17 protein-coding genes are annotated in these 20,121 nt (G+C 33.4%); 9 read left to right on the top strand and 8 right to left on the bottom strand.

Annotated elements, in window-relative coordinates; translation table 11 throughout:
• Positions 1 to 261: 261 nt before the first annotated feature.
• Both tkt and CBF36_RS01850 read right to left on the bottom strand, forming a co-directional pair.
• Positions 262 to 2,262 carry a transketolase gene (gene tkt, locus CBF36_RS01855; RefSeq protein WP_125956111.1) on the bottom strand — a complete coding sequence of 667 codons (2,001 nt, stop codon included), beginning with the start codon at positions 2,260 to 2,262 and terminating at the stop codon, positions 262 to 264.
• A 97-nt stretch (positions 2,263 to 2,359) separates the two neighbouring features.
• On the bottom strand, positions 2,360 to 2,602 hold the full coding sequence (locus CBF36_RS01850) for a DUF896 family protein (RefSeq protein WP_125956110.1): 243 nt from the start codon (positions 2,600 to 2,602) through the stop codon (positions 2,360 to 2,362).
• Between the two features lie 145 nt (positions 2,603 to 2,747).
• On the opposite strand from CBF36_RS01850, the gene lexA reads away from it, so the two are divergent.
• The 6 genes from lexA to CBF36_RS01820 all read left to right on the top strand — a co-directional run bounded on the left by lexA (position 2,748) and on the right by CBF36_RS01820 (position 8,361).
• Positions 2,748 to 3,368 carry a transcriptional repressor LexA gene (gene lexA, locus CBF36_RS01845; protein ID WP_125956108.1) on the top strand — a complete coding sequence of 207 codons (621 nt, stop codon included), beginning with the start codon at positions 2,748 to 2,750 and terminating at the stop codon, positions 3,366 to 3,368.
• Between the two features lie 109 nt (positions 3,369 to 3,477).
• Entirely contained in the window at positions 3,478 to 3,666 is a 189-nt protein-coding gene (locus tag CBF36_RS01840) for a hypothetical protein (protein ID WP_125956106.1), read from the top strand.
• Between the two features lie 48 nt (positions 3,667 to 3,714).
• The gene (locus CBF36_RS01835) at positions 3,715 to 4,758 is read left to right on the top strand and encodes a M42 family metallopeptidase (RefSeq protein WP_125956104.1); all 1,044 of its coding nucleotides are present in this window, start codon (positions 3,715 to 3,717) and stop codon (positions 4,756 to 4,758) included.
• A 358-nt stretch (positions 4,759 to 5,116) separates the two neighbouring features.
• Positions 5,117 to 5,737, top strand: coding sequence for a 50S ribosomal protein L25/general stress protein Ctc (locus CBF36_RS01830; protein ID WP_125956102.1), 621 nt, complete (start codon positions 5,117 to 5,119; stop codon positions 5,735 to 5,737).
• A 155-nt stretch (positions 5,738 to 5,892) separates the two neighbouring features.
• Positions 5,893 to 7,071 (top strand): hydroxymethylglutaryl-CoA synthase, encoded by a 1,179-nt coding sequence (locus tag CBF36_RS01825; RefSeq protein WP_125956101.1) that lies wholly within the window; start codon positions 5,893 to 5,895, stop codon positions 7,069 to 7,071.
• A gap of 12 nt (positions 7,072 to 7,083) precedes the next feature.
• Complete coding sequence (locus CBF36_RS01820) at positions 7,084 to 8,361, top strand: hydroxymethylglutaryl-CoA reductase, degradative (protein WP_125956099.1); 1,278 nt, start codon at positions 7,084 to 7,086, stop codon at positions 8,359 to 8,361.
• A 43-nt stretch (positions 8,362 to 8,404) separates the two neighbouring features.
• On the opposite strand, the gene CBF36_RS01815 is transcribed toward CBF36_RS01820, so the two are convergent.
• The 3 genes from CBF36_RS01815 to CBF36_RS01805 form a co-directional block, all read right to left on the bottom strand.
• Positions 8,405 to 10,186, bottom strand: coding sequence for an oleate hydratase (locus CBF36_RS01815; RefSeq protein WP_125956097.1), 1,782 nt, complete (start codon positions 10,184 to 10,186; stop codon positions 8,405 to 8,407).
• A gap of 134 nt (positions 10,187 to 10,320) precedes the next feature.
• Positions 10,321 to 11,100, bottom strand: coding sequence for a sulfite exporter TauE/SafE family protein (locus CBF36_RS01810; protein WP_125956095.1), 780 nt, complete (start codon positions 11,098 to 11,100; stop codon positions 10,321 to 10,323).
• 68 nt (positions 11,101 to 11,168) lie between these two features.
• On the bottom strand, positions 11,169 to 13,325 hold the full coding sequence (locus tag CBF36_RS01805; protein WP_125956093.1) for a HelD family protein: 2,157 nt from the start codon (positions 13,323 to 13,325) through the stop codon (positions 11,169 to 11,171).
• 253 nt (positions 13,326 to 13,578) lie between these two features.
• On the opposite strand from CBF36_RS01805, the gene CBF36_RS01800 reads away from it, so the two are divergent.
• From CBF36_RS01800 to CBF36_RS01790, 3 genes are all read left to right on the top strand, one after another.
• Positions 13,579 to 14,214 (top strand): GntR family transcriptional regulator, encoded by a 636-nt coding sequence (locus tag CBF36_RS01800; protein ID WP_125956092.1) that lies wholly within the window; start codon positions 13,579 to 13,581, stop codon positions 14,212 to 14,214.
• Between the two features lie 139 nt (positions 14,215 to 14,353).
• Positions 14,354 to 15,571 (top strand): quaternary amine ABC transporter ATP-binding protein, encoded by a 1,218-nt coding sequence (locus CBF36_RS01795; RefSeq protein ID WP_125956090.1) that lies wholly within the window; start codon positions 14,354 to 14,356, stop codon positions 15,569 to 15,571.
• A complete protein-coding gene (locus CBF36_RS01790) occupies positions 15,564 to 17,285 on the top strand; it encodes an ABC transporter permease/substrate binding protein (RefSeq protein WP_125956088.1) in 1,722 nt (573 codons plus the stop codon). The genes CBF36_RS01795 and CBF36_RS01790 overlap by 8 nt, the downstream gene beginning before the upstream one ends.
• A gap of 38 nt (positions 17,286 to 17,323) precedes the next feature.
• On the opposite strand, the gene CBF36_RS01785 is transcribed toward CBF36_RS01790, so the two are convergent.
• From CBF36_RS01785 to ahpF, 3 genes are all read right to left on the bottom strand, one after another.
• Positions 17,324 to 18,148 (bottom strand): DUF1129 domain-containing protein, encoded by an 825-nt coding sequence (locus CBF36_RS01785; RefSeq protein WP_125956087.1) that lies wholly within the window; start codon positions 18,146 to 18,148, stop codon positions 17,324 to 17,326.
• Entirely contained in the window at positions 18,126 to 18,473 is a 348-nt protein-coding gene (locus CBF36_RS01780; protein WP_125956085.1) for a PadR family transcriptional regulator, read from the bottom strand. The genes CBF36_RS01785 and CBF36_RS01780 overlap by 23 nt, the downstream gene beginning before the upstream one ends.
• Before the next feature lie 121 nt (positions 18,474 to 18,594).
• The gene (gene ahpF / locus CBF36_RS01775) at positions 18,595 to 20,121 is read right to left on the bottom strand and encodes an alkyl hydroperoxide reductase subunit F (protein ID WP_125956083.1); all 1,527 of its coding nucleotides are present in this window, start codon (positions 20,119 to 20,121) and stop codon (positions 18,595 to 18,597) included.

Below are 20,121 nucleotides of genomic sequence, written 5' to 3'. Positions count from 1 at the left end.
TTAATCTCCTCCCAATCCCCTATTGATTTTCCATTTAAAACACCTTATAATAAATTTGTTGGTAGCATTCAACACAACATAGCGAGTTAAAATAAGGCTTAGTCCGTAATCAACTTTTGTGGCGCTGTTTCGGCGCTTTTTTTATTTGTTGTAATACACCAATTATACAACATTAGATATTAATAATACCATCATTTATTAAACAGATTTTAATACAAAAAAACCCCAACAATCATAAAAATTGTTGGGATTTTATTTATATTATAGAGAATTAAATGTTTCTACAACATTTTCTACTGTAAATCCATATTCTTCAATCACTTTATTTCCTGGTGCACTCGCGCCAAATTTATCAATACCAACTGATTTACCAGATAAACCAACGTAACGGCCCCATCCAAATGTTGTTCCCATTTCGATTGACACACGTTTGCTCACAGATGATGGTAAAACACTTTCTTTATAAGCTGCATCTTGAGCGTCAAATAAAGTAGTCGATGGCATTGAAACAACTGATACATCCACGCCCTCTTTTTCATACAAGGCTTTTTGTGCATCCATCGCTAATTTCACTTCTGAACCAGTTGCAATTAAGATACCATCTGGTGTGTCACGTTTTGATGGTGATAAAACATATGCTCCGCGTGCTACACCATCATATGCTTTTTCTTTTGTTCCTTCAAGAACTGGTAAGTTTTGTCTAGATAAAGCTAAGACTGTTGGTGTTTCTGTTGAAGTAGCTGCTAATTTCCAAGCTGCTGATACTTCATTTCCATCAGCTGGACGAATTAAGTTCACATTCGGCATACCACGTAGACTTGATAATTGTTCGATTGGTTCATGGGTTGGACCATCTTCACCAACCGCAATCGAGTCATGTGTTAACACAAATGTCACTGGCGCTTTTTGAATCGCTGATAAACGTAATGCTGGACGTAAGTAATCAACGAATACAAAGAATGTTCCCCCGTAAACACGTGTTCCACCATGTAAAGCAATACCATTCATTGCTGCTGCCATGCCAAATTCACGAACACCAAACCAAATATTACGGCCTTCATATTGTCCTGGTTCAAAATCTTTTTCAGCTGCCACCATTGTATTATTTGATGATGATAAATCGGCAGATCCTCCCCAGAATGATGGGATTTCTTTAGATAATACTTGAATAGCTTCTTTACTTGTCACACGACTTGCAGAACTTTCGCCTACTTCATAAGTTGGTAATACTGATTCTAAATCAATCGTTACGTCCCCTTTAAAGGCTTCTTCAAATTGTTTAGCTAACTCTGGATAAGCTACTTTATAGTCAGCAAAAAGTTTTTGCCATGCTTCTTCTTCTTTTTCACCTTTTTCTACCATATCAGCGTGGAAGCGTGTTGCCACTTCTTCTGGTACAGTAAATGCTGGGTAATCCCAACCATAAGATTTTTTAGCAAATGCTACGCCCTCAGCACCAAGTGGCGCACCATGAACTTTATTTGTGCCTTCATTTTCAGCACCAAAACCAATCACCGTTTTCACTTCAATCATAGTTGGTTTTGTTGTTTCTTTTTGTGCTGCTTCGATAGCGTTCGCAATTTCTTCTAAATCATTGCCATCTTTTACTAAAATATGTTGCCATCCTGATGATTCAACACGACCTTTTACATTTTCAGTAAACGACTTATCTAATGGTCCATCTAAAGAAATATCATTTGAATCATATAAAACAATTAATTTACCAAGTTTTAAATGACCAGCTAAACTAATCGCCTCTTGTGAAATACCTTCCATTAAATCACCATCACCACAAATTGAGTAAGTATAGTGATCAACAATATTAAATTTGTCTTTGTTATATGTTGCAGCTAAGTGCGCTTCTGCCATCGCAAATCCAACACTCATCGCAATCCCTTGACCTAGTGGACCAGTTGTTGCTTCTACCCCATCTGTATGATGAACTTCTGGGTGTCCTGGTGTTAAACTATCCCATTGACGGAAATTTTTTAACTCTTCCATTGGTAAGTTATATCCAGATAAATGTAGCAAACTATAAAGCATTGCTGAACCATGTCCTGCTGATAACACAAAACGGTCACGGTCTGCCCATTGTCTTGACGTCTTTGGATTCACCTTTAAGAATTTTGTCCAAAGAGTGTACGCCATTGGAGCTGCCCCCATTGGTAATCCTGGATGTCCTGAATTTGCTTGTTGAATCATGTCTAAACTAAGTGTACGAATTGTATTCACACCTAACTGATCAGTTTGATCAAATAACATATAACGCCCTCCTATTTAGGTTTTTTTTACCTTTATTACATTTTACATCTAATAATATTTTTTTACAAGCGTTTTTATAGAAATAACAAATGAAATTTTATCTATCATGTAATCCTTTTTCTTTTTGAATTTGTTTTAATTTTTCAGGAGTAACGTCTGTGCCTTCTTCATCCACAACTTTCATTCCTTCAATATGATTTCTCATGCCTTTTCTAAAACTATCTAAATATTCTTCTCTTAATAATTGTTGTTCTTTTTTCTCAACATCAGTTAGTCCTTCTTCTGTTTTTGCTTTGTTTGCTAATTCATTAATTCTTGCTAATTTTTTTTCGCTTAACATAAGTAATAACCTCCTTAAAGTTCTAACTAAATAGTAGCTTAAAAAAGATAAAAAAACAATTATATATCATCTAAAAGTACGAACATGCGTTTGATTTTAATAAAAATTTATGGTACACTCAAAAAAAAGGAAATGAGGTATCATTATGTCAACTAAACGTTCTTCTAGACAATTAGACGTTTTAAAATACATTCATGAACAAGTTGAAAAAAAAGGGTATCCTCCAACTGTGAGAGAAATCGGAACAGCTGTCAACCTTTCATCAACCTCAACCGTTCATGGTCATTTATCACGTTTGGAGAAAAAAGGACTCATCACACGAGATCCAACCAAACCTAGAGCAATTGAATTAACAAGTGAGGGGTTAAAAATGATAGGCGTTACATCTCCTTTTATACCAATGTTAGGTGTTGTAACAGCCGGGGAACCAATCTTAGCTGTAGAAGAAGCATCGGATTTTTTCCCTTTGCCTCCTGATTTAAAATATGAAGAAAATAGCTTATTCATGTTAACCATTCGAGGTGACAGTATGATAAATGCTGGAATATTTGATGGAGATCATGTCATTGTAAAAAAACAATCTTCTGCTATTAATGGTGAAGTGGTTATAGCGATGACTGATGACAATGAAGCAACCTGTAAAAGGTTTTTTAAAGAAAATAATCACATCAGATTACAACCAGAAAATGATACAATGGAACCAATTATACTAAGTAATGTTTCTATCTTAGGTATAGTTGTTGGACTTTATAGAAATCATATTTAATAAAGCATGATGTTATGCTTTATTTTTTTCTTTACAAAGAGAACAAATGTTTGTATAATACAACTACAAATAAGAACGCACGTTCGTTAAAAATTCAAGGAGTGATTTTATGTTTGCTATTAGAAGATATGCGCTAATCTTAATTGTTTTAATTATTGGTGTCATTTTAGGTAACATGGGACTCGATGTTGCATTAATCATTTTGACTCCACTTGTATTATTGTGGTTAATGTTATGGGATGAAAAAAGCTATCGTCGCTCACAACAAAAACATCATCATCTATCTTATAAAAAATAAGCATTGCTTTTTACGATTGATTCATCTAATCTTAACTAAAAAGAAAGGATGAGTCATTTGTATAAAGAAACAATTGAACTAACAAAAGAATTAACCAATATCCCTTCTCCAACTGGGGATACGTCAAACATTATTGAATTTATCAATCAATTACTAGTCAAGCATGATTATAATCCAACGCTTAATAATAAAGGTAGTTTAATGGTGACTGTACCAGGTAAAAATGACGCACAACAACGTTTTATTACAGCACACATCGACACATTAGGCGCTATGGTTCGTGCCATTAAACCAGATGGTAGATTAAAACTAGATTTAATTGGAGGGTTTAATTTTAACGCAATTGAAGGTGAGTACTGCACAATTCACACTCAGAATAATAAAGAGTATACTGGTACGATTTTAATGCACAAAACTAGCGTTCACGTCTATAAAGATGCTGGTACAGCCAAACGTGATCAGCAAAATATGGAAGTTAGAATTGATGAAAAAGTATTTTCAAAAGAAGACACTGAAAAATTAGGGATACAAGTAGGAGATTTTATTAGTTTTGACCCGAGAACGATTATTACACCATCAGGATATATAAAATCTCGTCATCTAGATGATAAAGTCAGTGCTGCTATTTTGATTAACTTCTTAATTAATCTTAAAAAAACTGATGAAATACTTCCCTATACAACACGTTTCTTCTTTTCAAATAATGAAGAGATTGGTTATGGTGGAAACTCAAATATCGATTCTCAAGTTGTTGAATATGTTGCTGTTGATATGGGTGCTATGGGGGATGATCAACAAACAGATGAATACACTGTATCAATCTGTGTCAAAGATGCTAGTGGGCCGTATCATCTAGGTCTTCGAAATCATTTTGTTTCACTATGTAAAGAAAAAAATATTCCTTATCAATTAGATATCTATCCTTATTACGGAAGTGACGCTTCAGCTGCTATGAGGGCTGGTGCTGATGTCAAACATGGATTGATAGGAGCTGGTATCGAATCAAGTCATGCTTATGAAAGAACACATAAAGATTCCATCGAATCTACTGAACAATTGGTAACAGAATACTTGTTTAGTTCTTTATCATAATAAAAAAACAAACTCAATGAGTTTGTTTTTTTGTATAAAACGATATCGCTTGACCTTTTCTTCTTTTCGTCGTATGGTTAGTTCATAAGCTTATATTATAGTGTGGTTTATAACCATGATGAGCAGGCAATATATGGATTGCTTAAGTCCTTAGTTCCCATATTTAACTTAATAATTAGTATTTAATTATTAAGATTGCCTCAGAAGGTATAATATAGTCTTATCGTTCGTTATTGATAAGTTTGACACTCTTATCAATATCACTAGATTAATCGATTAGCTCATCACAACGATTACGTCTACATGAACTAAATAACGAACTAATTAAGATGTTATATTCTAAAGGAGGAAATTATTTATGTCAGTAGTGTTAAAAGTAGAAGAAAGAGCAACTAGACCAAGATCTATCCGCAGAAAACTTAGAGCAGAAGGACGTGTACCTGGAGCTGTAAATGGTAACGGTATTCAAAACTTATCTATCTCAGTTGATGCCCGTCAACTTGAAAAAGATATTCGTGAAAATGGATTAAATGCTGTTTATGTATTAGAGTTAGACGGTAAAAAAATTAGTACATTATTACACACTTACGAATTAGATACATTTACTAAATCATGGATTCACGTAGAATTCTTAGCAGTAGATATGTCTCAAGAAACTGAAGTTGAAGCTGAATTATCACTTGTTGGTACTCCTAAAGGGGTTAAAGCTGGTGGTGTATTAGAACAAAACTTATACAGTGTTGTTGTATCAGCTACTCCAGATAAATTACCTGAGCGTGTTGAAGTAAATATTGAAGCTTTAGAAATCGGTGATTCTCTAATCGTTTCTGATATTCCTAAACACGATGAATTCACAATTGTAACAGATTCTGAAGAACAAATTTGTGCTGTAACTGAAATGTCAGCAGCTGTTGAAGAAGACACTGATGGTGTTGCAGCAGAACCTGAATTAGTTAACGCTAAATCTGAAGAAGACTAATTATAAATCATATAAACTGGACTCTTTTGTGAGAGTTCAGTTTTTTTATACTTTAAGAGATTACTAAAATTACCAAATAACTCCTACTCTTTTGTTCTTTCTATGATAGAATACTTATGAATTACTCTTATTTTAAAAGAAAGTAGGTTTATTGTATGGTTGGTATAGATAAAATAAATTTTTACACTCCAAATACATATATTGAATTAGAAGAATTAGCAACACATCGTGGGGTAGATCCTGCTAAATTTACAATAGGCATCGGACAATCAAAAATGTCTGTTCCTCCTATTAGTCAGGATACTGTCAGTATGGCTGCTAATGCTGCCTATCCTCTACTTACGAAAAATGATTTAAATAACATAGATTTAATTGTTGTTGGTACTGAAACTGGCGTTGATGAGTCAAAATCAGTCGCTTCATTTATCCATAACTTATTAGGTATTCATCCTTTTGCAAAATCAGTTGATTTAAAACAAGCTTGTTATGGGGCGACAGCTGGATTAATGATGGCTGTTGACTTTGTTAAACTACATCCAGATAAAAAAGCTTTAGTCATTGGATCAGATATTTCAAGATATGGACTAAATAGCTCTGGCGAAGTCACACAGGGAGCTGGTGCTGTTGCAATGATTATCAGCTCTTCACCTAGTATTTTAGAAATTGAAGAAGTATCCGTTTCTATGACAAAAAGTATCTTTGACTTTTGGAGACCAAATTATTCTAAAACGGCGATTGTTGATGGAAAATTTTCAAATGAAGCGTATGTTTCTTTTTTCAGTACTCTTTGGCAAGAATATAAGAATCGTACAACTCGGTCATTTGAAGATTTTTCTGCGTTTTGTTTTCACTTACCTTATACAAAAATGGGTAAAAAAGCACTTATGCCCTTGCTTGATGCAGAATCACCTAGTAATAAAGACTTACTGTTAGAACACTACCAACTTAGTACTACCTACTCTCGTGATATTGGAAATATTTATACTGGCTCTCTTTATTTAAGCCTAATGTCTTTACTAGAATCAACTACATCATCTCTTAAAGAAAATCAACGTATTGGTTTCTTTAGTTATGGTAGTGGTGCTGTCGCTGAAATTTTTTCTGGTAAACTTGTTCCAAATTTCAAGGAATCTCTGCTAACCAAACAACATGACACATTATTAAATGATAGAATTTCTTTATCTATTGATAGCTATACAGACATGTTTAATGATGAGTTAGCCATTGATTCTGAAGGAAACCATTTATTTAAACAAGACAAAACAGATAATGGTGTTTTCTTCTTTAAAGGTGTTGAAAATCATCAGCGTTTATATGGGAAAAATAAAGAGTAAGGAGAATCTTTAGTGGACAAATCATTTGATAAATTTTATAAAAAAACACGAGATGAACGATTAGCAACTTTATTAAATGCACAGCTCTTAAGTCAAGAAGATTATTCCTTGTTTAAACAAAATACGCCCTTAGATGAGGATGTTGCTAATTCTCTAATAGAAAATCAGTTGACTCAATTTCCTATACCTTTAGGAGTAGGACTTAATTTTATCATTGATGGAAAAGAAAAAGCCATCCCCATGGTAGTTGAAGAGCCTTCTGTTATCGCTGCTTGTAGTTACGCAGCTAAAATGACCCGTCCTAATGGCTTTAAAACATCTATCACAAGTTACTTAAAACGAGGGCAAATTATTTTCACCGGTGTTGAAAATCTTGAAACTGCTCAAAAAATGCTACTATCACACTTCGAAGAAATTAAAAAAGTTGCTAATCTCTCTCACCCTTCCATCGTCAAACGCGGTGGCGGCTTACAACACATTGAATGCTCAGTATTTAAAGATGAAAATGACGAAACTTTTTTCACTGTTTATCTACTGATTGATGTTGGAAATGCTATGGGAGCGAATATTATCAACACTATATTAGAAGGCGTCACACCTTTTATTTCAGAATTAATTGATGGTGAAGCATTGATGTCTATCTTGAGTAACTATAATACTGAATCATTAGTCACTGCAACATGCTCGATTCCTTTTAATCACTTGGATAGTAAAACTGCAAGTGGAAAAGAAATTGCTCATCGGATTGTACAAGCTACTAGATACGCTAATCTTGATACGTATCGTGCCGTCACACATAACAAAGGGATTATGAATGGAATAGATTCGGTTGTTATTGCAACTGGAAATGACCCACGAGCTGTATCTGCCGCTGCGCACGCTTACGCTTGTCGTAATGGACGCTACCAGAGTATGACAGATTGGCACGTAAACGATACCTCTCTTATTGGTGAATTAACGTTACCTATGTCTATTGGTTCTGTTGGGGGGGCAATCTCTGTCTTTCCTATGGCTAAAGCTAACCTTGATATGCTAGATATCACAGATTCACAAGAACTGGCTAGAGTGATAGTATCAGTTGGTTTAGCACAGAATTTGGCTGCCCTAAAAGCATTGGTTAGTGATGGTATTCAAAAAGGACATATGAAACTACATGCTAGCTCTCTTGCTATCCAAGTTGGGGCTGTTGGGGATGAAATTGAACTAGTTACTGAAAAACTACGACTTGCTCCTCATATGAATACTAAAACAGCAAGCGATATTTTACTTAACCTAAGAAAAAATAACTAAAAAAATTCCCCCTGCCATACGTATGACAGGAGGGATTTTTATTTTATAGTAAATGATTTTCTTTTAATAATTCTTCAGCAAAGGTTCCTTCTAGTTTCTTCAATTCATATTTTTCAAATCGTCTCATTAACCATGGTACTTTAATTTCAGGTAAAGTTTTCTTATCTGTTAAGTAATAAACTGCATTTAATAGCATTCTGATATCGAATGCTGAAGCAAACACTTCTGGTACTCCTCTATCAATATCTAGTAATGTGTATACTGCTTCCATTGCTGTTCTAACAGAATATTCAGTTGTAAATACTGTATCACGTTGTGTTTCAGCAAAGTTTCCAATGAATGCTAAGTTTTTAGACCCATTTGGTACAACAAGTGGTCTATCTCCATTAGCTCTTGGCATAAAATAAGACGTGATAAATGGCATATAAGTAGGCACCACATTAACTGAATTTTTTGCCAAATCATCTATTTCATTAATTGGTACTCCAATATGGTATAACCATTCTTTTGCAATCTCTTCTCCTGTACAATCAACAATTGGTTTTTTAACAAAGTTACCCTCTTTGTTTGAGCATAGTGCATAAAACCATACAACTAACTCATCTTTAGGTTGTTTTTTAAAATGAGGTTGTCTGTTTAAAGTGTAACTTTGACGCCAATTTGAATCTTCAGAATACACAATACCACCTGTCACCACTCTACCTGAATAAGGATCTCTATGGCTTATTTTTTCAATATAAGGAGCAATTTTATCATCTAAAGTTGTGATAGTCGCAGACACAAACCAACTTTCACTTGGCAAGTTTTCACAGAATTTTTCTGGATGACCAAATTCATCACTTTGGGCTGCCAATTTTCTCCATAAGTCCCAACTACCACCTAAATCATCTTTTGATGGAATTGGTGCTGGAGTTGTTTGATTACCATATGTTGAACTTTCAGTAATTGACCCATTTGTAACAAAAACTAAATCATTTGTTGATAATTCTATTTCTTGCTCTTTTCCATCAACTAATAATTCTAATCGTTCAGCTACTTTTTGTCCGTTATTACAGTTAACAATAATGTTTTCAACTTTTGTATTGTATTGAATGGTTACTCCTTGTTTAGTTAAATAATCAACTAATGGTAATACTAATGATTCATATTGATTATATTTAGTAAATTTCAACGCACTAAAATCAGCTAATCCGCCAATATGATGAATAAATCGCATTAGATAACGACGCATTTCCATCGCTGATGCCCAATTTTCAAAAGCAAACATGGTACACCAATATTTCCAGAAATTAGATTCAAAGAAATCTTCAGAAAATACTTCATCAATTCGTTTATCTTGTAAATTGTCTTCTTTTGTCATACATAAATCAATGATTTCTTTTAAGGCTTTATCAGTTAGTAGGAACTGACCATCTGTTTTAGATTGTTCTCCTCTATTATTAATCAAACGACATTCTGATGAATTTGGATCTTCTTTATTCAACCAATAGAATTCGTCTAATACTGACGCATCTTCTACCTCCAATGAAGGGATTGAACGATATAAATCCCAAAGACATTCAAAATGACTTTCCATTTCACGTCCACCACGAATAACAAAGCCATAATGATTTTTATCAATTCCATCAAGAGAGCCACCTGGTAAAGGTAATTCTTCTAATAGTGTAATTTTATTTCCTGGTACTTGACCATCTCTTATTAAAAATGCTGCAGCAGATAAAGAAGCTAACCCTGTTCCTACTAAATAAACCGCTGATAGGTCATCTGTTCTTTTTGGTTTTTTAGCACGAGCAAACGCTTCATAATTTCCATTACTTGTATACATATATCATTACCTCCATAGAGCATATTATATTTTTGGTACGATATAAATTCTACTCTCTTCACAACTGTTTTTTAATTGTTTTTTTTCGTTTATAATACGCCAAAAACACAAAAAAACTCTATTTGTTAAATTTCTTATAAAAACAATTTGTAGGCATTATAACAATTGACAAGTAAGACACCGATTATCACAAACTGATAAATGATCGTAACTTTATCAGACGATACTCTTTTACTTAAATAAGCACCTAAAAATCCACCAATAATTCCAGCTGGGATAATATAAATCAACAAGTTTAAATCAAAGTGTGAAAAACCTGTACTAAATTGAATGGTTACGATTTTGGACAACTGAGAAAATAAAATAGTTACAATTGAGTATACTGTGGCATTTTTTATCGGAATACCAAATAACAACATTAACATAGCAACATTTAATGGTCCGCCACCTATTCCCAAAAAACTAGCAATAGCTCCTAAAAATAACCCACATATTAAAATTGGGAATACTCCTGTTAAATGCTGTCCTTTCCACTGATTTTTACTATATAAATATGAAAATATCAATGTTGCCGTAATAAGAATAATCTGTATCAGTGAAACTATCTTTTCTGATGACAAGAAACTGACTAATTTATCTAATCCTAAACTTCCAATCATCCCACCTAAAACAGATCCAAATGATAACCACAATGCAAATTTCCAGTCTATCTTAATACCATTTTGTACTTGTCGATAAGTTGACACAATTGACATACTTAAAACAGCTACTGTTGAGTAAAATGAAATACTTAAAACGTCATGAAATCCTAATGTATCAAATAAAGGTTTTATAATCACTCCCCCACCCATACCAGATATAGCGCCAATACTATTGGCAAAGATGATAATAAAAAAATAAATCCAGCCCACCATTTATTTTTCCTCCTCAAAAAAGACTACTTACTTCCCAGTCTAGTGGGAAAAAAGTAGCCTGTCTATCTTTATTTTTCTAAATAAGCCAATAAAGGTGTTAATGATTTTTCATACCCGATAAATAAGCGATTCATTGCTCGTGAGAAAGCAGTATATAATATTTTTTGATCTCGAATAGTTGTAAAATGATCTGCCGAAGCATTTAATAATAATACATTATCAAATTCTAGTCCCTTCGCTAGATTAATACTAGTGACATGAACCTGTATTTCTTCATCAAAGAATGTTTCTATCCTCTCTTTTTCATGCTCTGTTTTCACTAATACTGTCAAATTTTCACCATCTAGCTGACTTAATACATTAGCCACTACTTCTTTAATCTCTGATGACTGATTATATTTGATTAATTGCGGTGCAACTCCTTGTGGACGAATTGGGACAATCGTCGCATTTTTTGATAATGACAATTCATTAAACGCTTTAGTAATCGCGCCTGTAGAACGGTAACTCGTTAATAATTGATAGGTTGTTACCTCTTTATCATCAACTGAAAAGAGTGTTTCAATCTGTTTAAATGGTGTACTGGTGTTAAAAATAGCTTGGTTCTCGTCTCCTACCATGGTGAAGTCGCTTTTTGGAAAGAGCAATAACAAAAATTGGAGTTGTGCTGGTGTATAATCTTGTACCTCATCTACCAACACAAAACGCATATTTGGCATGGTCAATCTTTCCACGTAAAAATGCTTAATAGTTAATAATACAATCGCTTCATCCAAAGTAATTGGCGCCATTTGTCGATTATATGCACTTCCTGAAAATCCTTCAAACAATTCATTAAATAAGACCTCTTGGTTTAACCAACGATAACGATTGATTTGCTGTGTCACTTTTTTATATTTTTTTCGTAACAATTGTTCTGCATAACGTGTTAAACTTTTTTCTGAATCATCTTGAATCAGATGACCAAAATATTTTTCTTGTTGATCTTCTGTCAACGAAATGACTTGATCATGAATTTTTTTAGTACGAGATTGTTGAATGAGTCGCTGATTCCACTCACTCAATAAACGCTGTTTTACTCCTTGTATTCTATCTACATGTGGACTATTTTGTGGCGTTTCATCAAACAATTGTCTAATCTGCTCTTTTGAAATAATCGCTTTATCACGGTACATAATATCTTTAAATAAGTGATCTTGTTTAAATTCACGGTACACATTATCTTTTATATAATGGATAAATTGATCATCTCTTAAACAGGTTGTTTCTTTTGAAATCAATTCTTTTGAGATACGTTTAAAATACGTTTCTTCTGATTCAATTTGTCGCCCCATATAACTTTGAGCAAATTGTAATAACGTCATGTTTCTTGGATTTTTTTCACCAAGCGATGGCAAAACGTCAGATACATATTGTATAAACGCTTTATTAGGAGACAAAATTAGAACATCATCTGAGGTAATGGAATCTTGTAAGTTATAGAGTAAATAAGCAATTCGTTGCATAATAGCAGACGTTTTCCCACTACCTGCCACACCGTTTACTAACATATAAGGTGTATTTGTGTCACGAATAATCACATTTTGTTCTTTTTGAATGGTTGCTGTGATATCTCGCATTTTTTTGGTGTCATCTTTTGCTAAAGCTTCAAGCAATACATCATCTTGAATAGAAACCATCGTATCAAAGTACGTCAATAATTTATCTTTCTCTATCACAAACTGACGTCTTTCTTCAATCGATGTTTCAATCGTATTTCCTCTTACTTGATAAGATGATGGACCTAACTCATTATTATAAAACAGTTCTGCAATAGGAGAACGCCAATCATAAATCAAATTATCATTATTTTCATCAGAAAAACCATGCATGCCTATATAAAATGACTCTGGTTCTTCTTCATCTAAAAAATCAACTTTTATCTTCCCAAAGTAAGGTTTTTCTAACAAGCGTTCCACTTTATCTAAAGTTACTTCACCATTTCGGATTTTTATATTATATTGATCAATTTCACGATTTTTCATTTCTATTTGAGAAAAACTATCTAATTTATCTGATATGCCATCAACATTTAATTTAATATCTTCTGTAATTTTGCTCATCATACTTTGACCAGAATGTTTTGTCTCTTCTAACCAACGACTTAATGTTTGTTGAGTATGTAATAATTGTTGATAGGTCAATTTCAAATAGTTTTCTTCTTGTTGTCTCATCTGTTCAGACATATTTCTTTCATCCCTTTCACCTGGAACTTCACTATTAAAGACTAACCATATCATCATTTTTTTTGTTTAACAAGATAAAGAAATGTTACTTAATAAAAAACTGTAAGGTTCAACTAAACTAACTCTTTATTTTATATGAATTATACGTTATTCATGCTAATTCTATTTTTCAAATAGCCTTTTCTCCTTTTGCATTTTCATTCTATTTTTAGTACGATAGCCATAATAGTTAATGTAGAAAGGATTGGAGTACATGACAAAGCATAAAAAAATTATTTTACCTAAATACCAACAAGTAGCAATTGAAATTGCCGAACGAATTGATTCAAATTATTATAAAGTCGGTGATAAAGTGCATGCTCGTTCCACACTAGCAAATACTTTTGGTGTGTCTCCTGAAACAGCAAGAAAAGCTGTTAATATTTTAGTTGATGTGGGAATCATGGAAGTCAAACATGGCAGTGGTGTTATTGTTGCCTCAAAAGATAAAGCCACCTCTTTCTTATCTCAATATAAAGATGTCCAAAATATTGAAGAGATTAAACAGGATTTATTAACACATATCCAACAACAAAAGAAAGAATTGGATGAATTGACTGATTTAGCAAATTTACTTGTTTCTCAAACAAAAAAAATCAATCATGCCAACCCACTTCTTCCGTCTGAGCTACTTTTAACAAAAGAAGCAAAGTATCTCGATCAAACCATCAAAGACTTAAATCTATGGCAAGAAACATCCGCAACAGTTGTCGCTATATTACATGACCAACAGCTTCTCATCTCACCTGGACCATACGCAAAGATATCTTCTGGGGATATTTTATACTTTATTGGAGATGAGTTTTCAAAGCAACGTTTATCAAATTTTTTTTATCCATCAGAATCCTAGTTATATCAAGCCTTATTATCATTTTATTTTCAGAAAATATGATAATAAGGCTTTTTTATCTTTGACAAAGTGACCATTCTATTATAACATGATGTGGTCACTTTCGTTAGAGAGAGAATTTATATAAAGGAGTTTTATAATGACTAAAGTAAAAGTTGAAAATTTAACCAAAATATTTGGCAAAAAACAACAACAACAAGTTGCTTTACAAATGGTAAAAGAAAAAAAATCTAAAACAGATATTGTCAAAGAAACAGGGGCAACTGTTGGTGTATATGATGTTAATTTTGATGTCAAAGAAGGCGAAATATTCGTTATCATGGGGCTTTCAGGTAGTGGCAAATCTACCTTAATTCGTTTAATCAATCGAATTATTGAGCCAACATCTGGTGATATTTATATTGATGGACAAGATATTGCCAAACTTGAAAAAGAAGAATTAAGGGAAGTTCGTCGTCATAAGATGAGTATGGTTTTCCAAAACTTTGGCTTATTCCCTCATCGAACTATTTTAGAAAATACGGAATACGGCTTAGAAATTCGTGGTGTTGAAAAAGAAGAACGACAACAACGCGCCGAAAAAGCATTAGAAAATTCTGGATTACTGACATTTAAAGATCAGTATCCTGACCAATTATCTGGTGGGATGCAACAACGTGTTGGATTAGCTCGCGCCTTAGCAAATGATCCAGAAATCTTATTAATGGACGAAGCCTTTTCAGCACTTGATCCGTTAATTCGTCGTGAAATGCAAGATGAGTTAATAGAGTTGCAAGATAAAGTGAAAAAAACCATTATCTTTATCACTCATGATTTAAATGAAGCATTAAGAATTGGTGACAGAATTGCTTTAATGAAGGATGGGCAAATTATGCAAATTGGAACTGGTGAAGAAATTTTAACAAATCCAGCCAACGATTATGTCCGTGAATTCGTTGAAGATGTTGACCGCTCAAAAGTCTTAACAGCACAAAATATCATGGTACCTGCTATTACAACTAATCTTGATATCGATGGACCAAACGTTGCCTTACAACGTATGAGAAGTGAAGAAGTCAGTATGTTAGTTGCTGTTAACAAAAAGCGAGAATTACTTGGAACTATTACAGCAGATGCTGCTGCAGAAGCAAGAAAAAATAAACAACCATTACATGATGTATTGGATAAAAATATTATTACAGTAGAAAAAGATATGTTAATTAGTGATATTTTCCCTCTTATCTATGATTCGCCAACACCACTAGCTGTTGTTGACAATGAAGATAACGATCGCTTGTTAGGTGTTGTCATTCGAGGTAGCGTGATTGAAGCACTAGCTGAAACAACTGATGAAAATGAGGTGATGGATAATGAATAGTTTATTAATGAATGCTTTACCAGTAGCTGACTGGGTAGAAAATATAACAGATTGGTTTACAAATACCTTTTCAGGATTATTTTCTTTAATTGAAACTCTAGGGAAACAAATCATGGGTGGTATGACAAATTTATTAATTGCTATCCCGCCAATTGTTTTTATTCTTTTAATGACTGCTCTAGCTTTCTATATTTCTGATAAGAAAAAAGGATTAACTATTTTTACGTTCCTTGGTCTACTATTTATTTTAAATCAAGGTCTATGGGCTGATTTAATGAATACAGTGACTCTTGTCTTAATATCAAGTATTTTGTCTATTATTATTGGTGTTCCGCTTGGAATTTTAATGGCTAAAAGTGATAAAGCACAGGCCATTTTGACACCTATCTTAGACTTTATGCAAACAATGCCTGGATTTGTTTACTTGATTCCAGCTGTTGCATTCTTTGGTATTGGGATGGTTCCAGGGGTATTTGCTTCCGTTATTTTTGCCCTTCCTCCTACTGTTCGTTTTACTAACTTAGGTATTCGTCAAGTACCGGAAGAATTAGTCGAAGCTGCCGATTCATTTGGTAGTACAGGAAAACAAAAATTATTTAAACTAGAATTACCTCTAGCAAAAAGTACCATTCTAGCTGGGATAAATCAAACAACCATGTTAGCTTTATCAATGGTCGTTATTGCCTCTATGATTGGTGCACCTGGACTAGGTCGTGGCGTTTTATCTGCTTTACAAAGAGCACAAGTTGGTAATGGGTTCGTCAATGGATTAGCTTTAGTTATTTTAGCGATTATCATTGATCGTTTCACACAATACGTTAACAAACCACGTGCTAAAAAAACAAAAGCAACAAATCCTAAACAGAAAAAAATCACCATTATCGCTGCTGTTGCCGTTCTAGTAGCTGCTATTGGTTCATCTATGTTCTTATCATCAAATAAATCAACTGATAAAAAAATCAATTTAGCTTATGTTGAATGGGACTCAGAAGTGGCCTCTACTCACGTCTTAGCTGAAGTATTAAAGCGTCAAGGGTTTGATGTTGAAACGACACCATTAGATAATGCTATTATGTGGGAATCTGTCGCATCTGGAAAAGCAGATGCTAGTGCATCAGCTTGGTTACCAAGTACACATAAGGCTCAAGCTGATCAATATAAAGACAAAATTGATATTCTTGGTCCAAACTTAGAGGGAGCAAAAGTTGGTTTGGTTGTTCCTAGTTATATGGATGTTTCTTCTATTGAAGATTTATCAAATCAAGCTGATAAAACAATCACCGGTATCGAACCTGGAGCTGGTGTTGTAACAGCAGCTAATAATACCATCAATGCTTATTCTAATTTAAGTGACTGGAAAGTTGAAACATCTTCTTCTGGTGCGATGGTTGTAGCGCTTGATCAAGCAATCAAAAATAAAGAACCAATCGTTATCACAGGTTGGACACCACATTGGATGTTTTCTAAATATGATTTAAAATATTTAGACGATCCAAAAGAAGCCATGGGTAAACCTGAAGCAATTCAAACCTTTACTCGCCTTGGTCTAAAAGACGATATGCCAGACGCTTATAAAATTTTAGATAATTTTAACTGGTCTACTGAAGATATGGGTACAGTTATGCTAGCCATTAATGAAGGAGAAAGTCCTGAAGCGGCTGCTAAAGACTGGGTTGATAATAACCAAGATAAAGTAAATAGTTGGCTAAAATAGAACAAAAAAGAAACTCGTAAAAAAATGCGAGTTTCTTTTTATTTATCCTCTTTTAAAATAGTTTTTTGAGAAAATTTTGCTGCTAAAAAACTCCCCAGTAAAATCAACACAATACTTGCTATAATGATAGGTTCTGATTCAAACCATTTTTGTGTTTGGGGTAATCTATTTATCGTAGTAAAAAGAGTAATGCCCCATCCAAAGACTAGGTAACTATAATAAGGTTTATTTTTTCTTTTAATAATAAGATATGATACTACAGTCATTGCTATGACTATAACAGAGATTGATAAATATAAAGGAATAGGAATAGACAGGAAATGATTCCCTATTACGACTGAACCAATATAGCTAGCCATTAATAATAATCCCATAATAAAAACAACAATATACTCTATCATTTTTGATTGTTTTTTTACTTTAAACGTCATCTTTTCTAAATATTTAAATACACTAAACACTAATAACATACTAATTAATCCATTTAATAAAATCGTCAAACTATTTATTGAAGGATTTTTTTGTGTGAGTGTACTAAATAAAGAAAAACCTGAACTGATTCCAAATACCATATAAAATATAGATAATTTTTTACTTAAAGACACTTGTGGCATCTCTTGGAACAACTCATCTAAATAGGCTTTAGGTTCTTTGCCAAAATAATCTTCTGCTAAAACACCTGATTCTTGTGCATCAAGTAAATCATATAAGATATTTAATAAAACGGTTTCTATTACCTCATCATCCCCAAATAGCCCTTTAAACCGAGTATATAATAATATTTTTTCATAATATTCTTTATTTTCCGGAGTTAATTTATCTCTTAATTCATTATTTTTTTCAATCATTTCTTCCACTACCATTTTCTTCACTCCTTTTTAAAATTAAATTAACCACATCACTTAGATGAGTCCACTGGGTATTAAATTCATTTAAACGTTCTTCACCTTTACTCGTTACTGAATAATACTTTCGATTAGGTCCATCAGGTGAAGGTAACGTTTCTCCTTTAATCATGCCTTGTTTCTCTAATTTTTGTAACAAAGGATAGACCGTACCAGCACTTAAATCTTCAAAACCAAAATAAATTAGATGTTGCACTAACTCATATCCATATGTTTTTTCTTCAAGTAAGATGGATAATACGCAACCTTCTAGTATTCCTTTTAATAATTGAGTTTGCTTCATGTTCTCCTCCACTACTATGTAATACCTATTACTAAAGTAACTATATCACACTCAAACTACTATGTAAAACATAATAGCTAACACAAAAAAACTGATTTCATGAATGAAATCAGTTTTAACCTTATTGACGAATTAAATAATCAAATGCTCCTAATGCAGCAGTAGCACCACTTCCCATTGAAATGATGATTTGCTTATACGCACTATTCGTGCAATCTCCTGCAGCAAATATACCTGGTACATTAGTCATACCATGGTTATCAATGATAATTTCACCACGATCTGTGGTATCAATCATTTCTGGTAACCACTCCGTATTAGGCATTAATCCAATTAAAATAAAGACTCCTTTAACGTCTAAACGGTGTTCTTCTTTTGTCACCACATCTTCATATACCAGTGACTCCACACTATCAGTTCCTTCAATTGATTTCGTGGCCGCATTAGTTATTACGGTAACATTGGGTAATGAATATAACTTATCTTGTAATACTTTATCCGCTTTTAATTCCGGTAAAAACTCTAACACATAGACATGTTTTCCCATACCTGCTAAATCAATAGCCGCCTCAATACCAGAATTTCCTCCACCAATTACTGCAATATCTTTTCCAGCAAATAAAGGACCATCACAATGCGGACAATAAGCGATTCCTTTATTTTTAAATTCTTTTTCACCTGGAACATTAATATTTCGCCATCTTGCACCTGTAGAAATAATTAAAGATTTTGCTTTAAGTGTTGCTCCACTAGCTAATGATACTTCGACAAACTCATTTTTTTGAATATCAGTTGCTTGTTGGTTTTTCATGACATCCACATTATATTGATTCACATGCTCTTCTACTTGTCTCATTAATTGTGGTCCTTCAATATAAGGAGTCCCAATGACATTCTCAATACCTAATGTGTCCATCACCTGTCCACCAAATGTATCAACAACCATACCTGTACGAATTCCTTTTCTCGCTGCATAAATGGCTGCTGCACCTCCAGCAGGACCACCGCCAACAACTAAAACATCATATGGTGTCTCTTGGTTGAGTTCACTAATGTCAACACTTCCAACAATTTTTTCTAAAATGGTATCAAGTTCCATACGGCCACTTGAAAATTCTTCACCGTTTAGAAAAACTGTTGGAACTGCCATAATTTTTTTAGCATCTACTTCCTTTTGATTCATCCCACCTTCAATCATCGTATGAGAAATCAACGGATTTAATACGCTCATAATGTTTAAAGCTTGAACAACATCTGGGCAATTGTGGCATGTTAGACTCACAAATGTTTCAAATGATAATGGTTGATCTATTTTTTTGATGGTTTTAATAACAGAATCTTCTACTTTAGGTGCTCGTCCACTAACCTGTAATAAAGCTAATATAAAAGAAGAAAATTCATGTCCTAATGGAAGTCCAGCAAACACTACCCCACTTGTTTGACCAGGTCGATTGACTTCAAAACTTGGTGTTCTTTTCAGACTACTTTCTACAAGAGATAAACGGGGAGATAATTCACAAACACTAGTCAAAAACTCTCGTACTTTATTAGATGACTCACTTTCATCTAAACTAGCTTTAAACTCAATGTCTGATTCAAGTAATTCTAAATACTGTTTTAATTGTGCTTTCGTTTCATTATCTAACAT

The organism is Vagococcus bubulae, assembly GCF_003950315.1.
Taxonomy (GTDB): domain Bacteria; phylum Bacillota; class Bacilli; order Lactobacillales; family Vagococcaceae; genus Vagococcus; species Vagococcus bubulae.
Note: the sequence above shows the minus strand (reverse complement) of the source record. Positions and strands in the feature narration are given on the sequence as shown.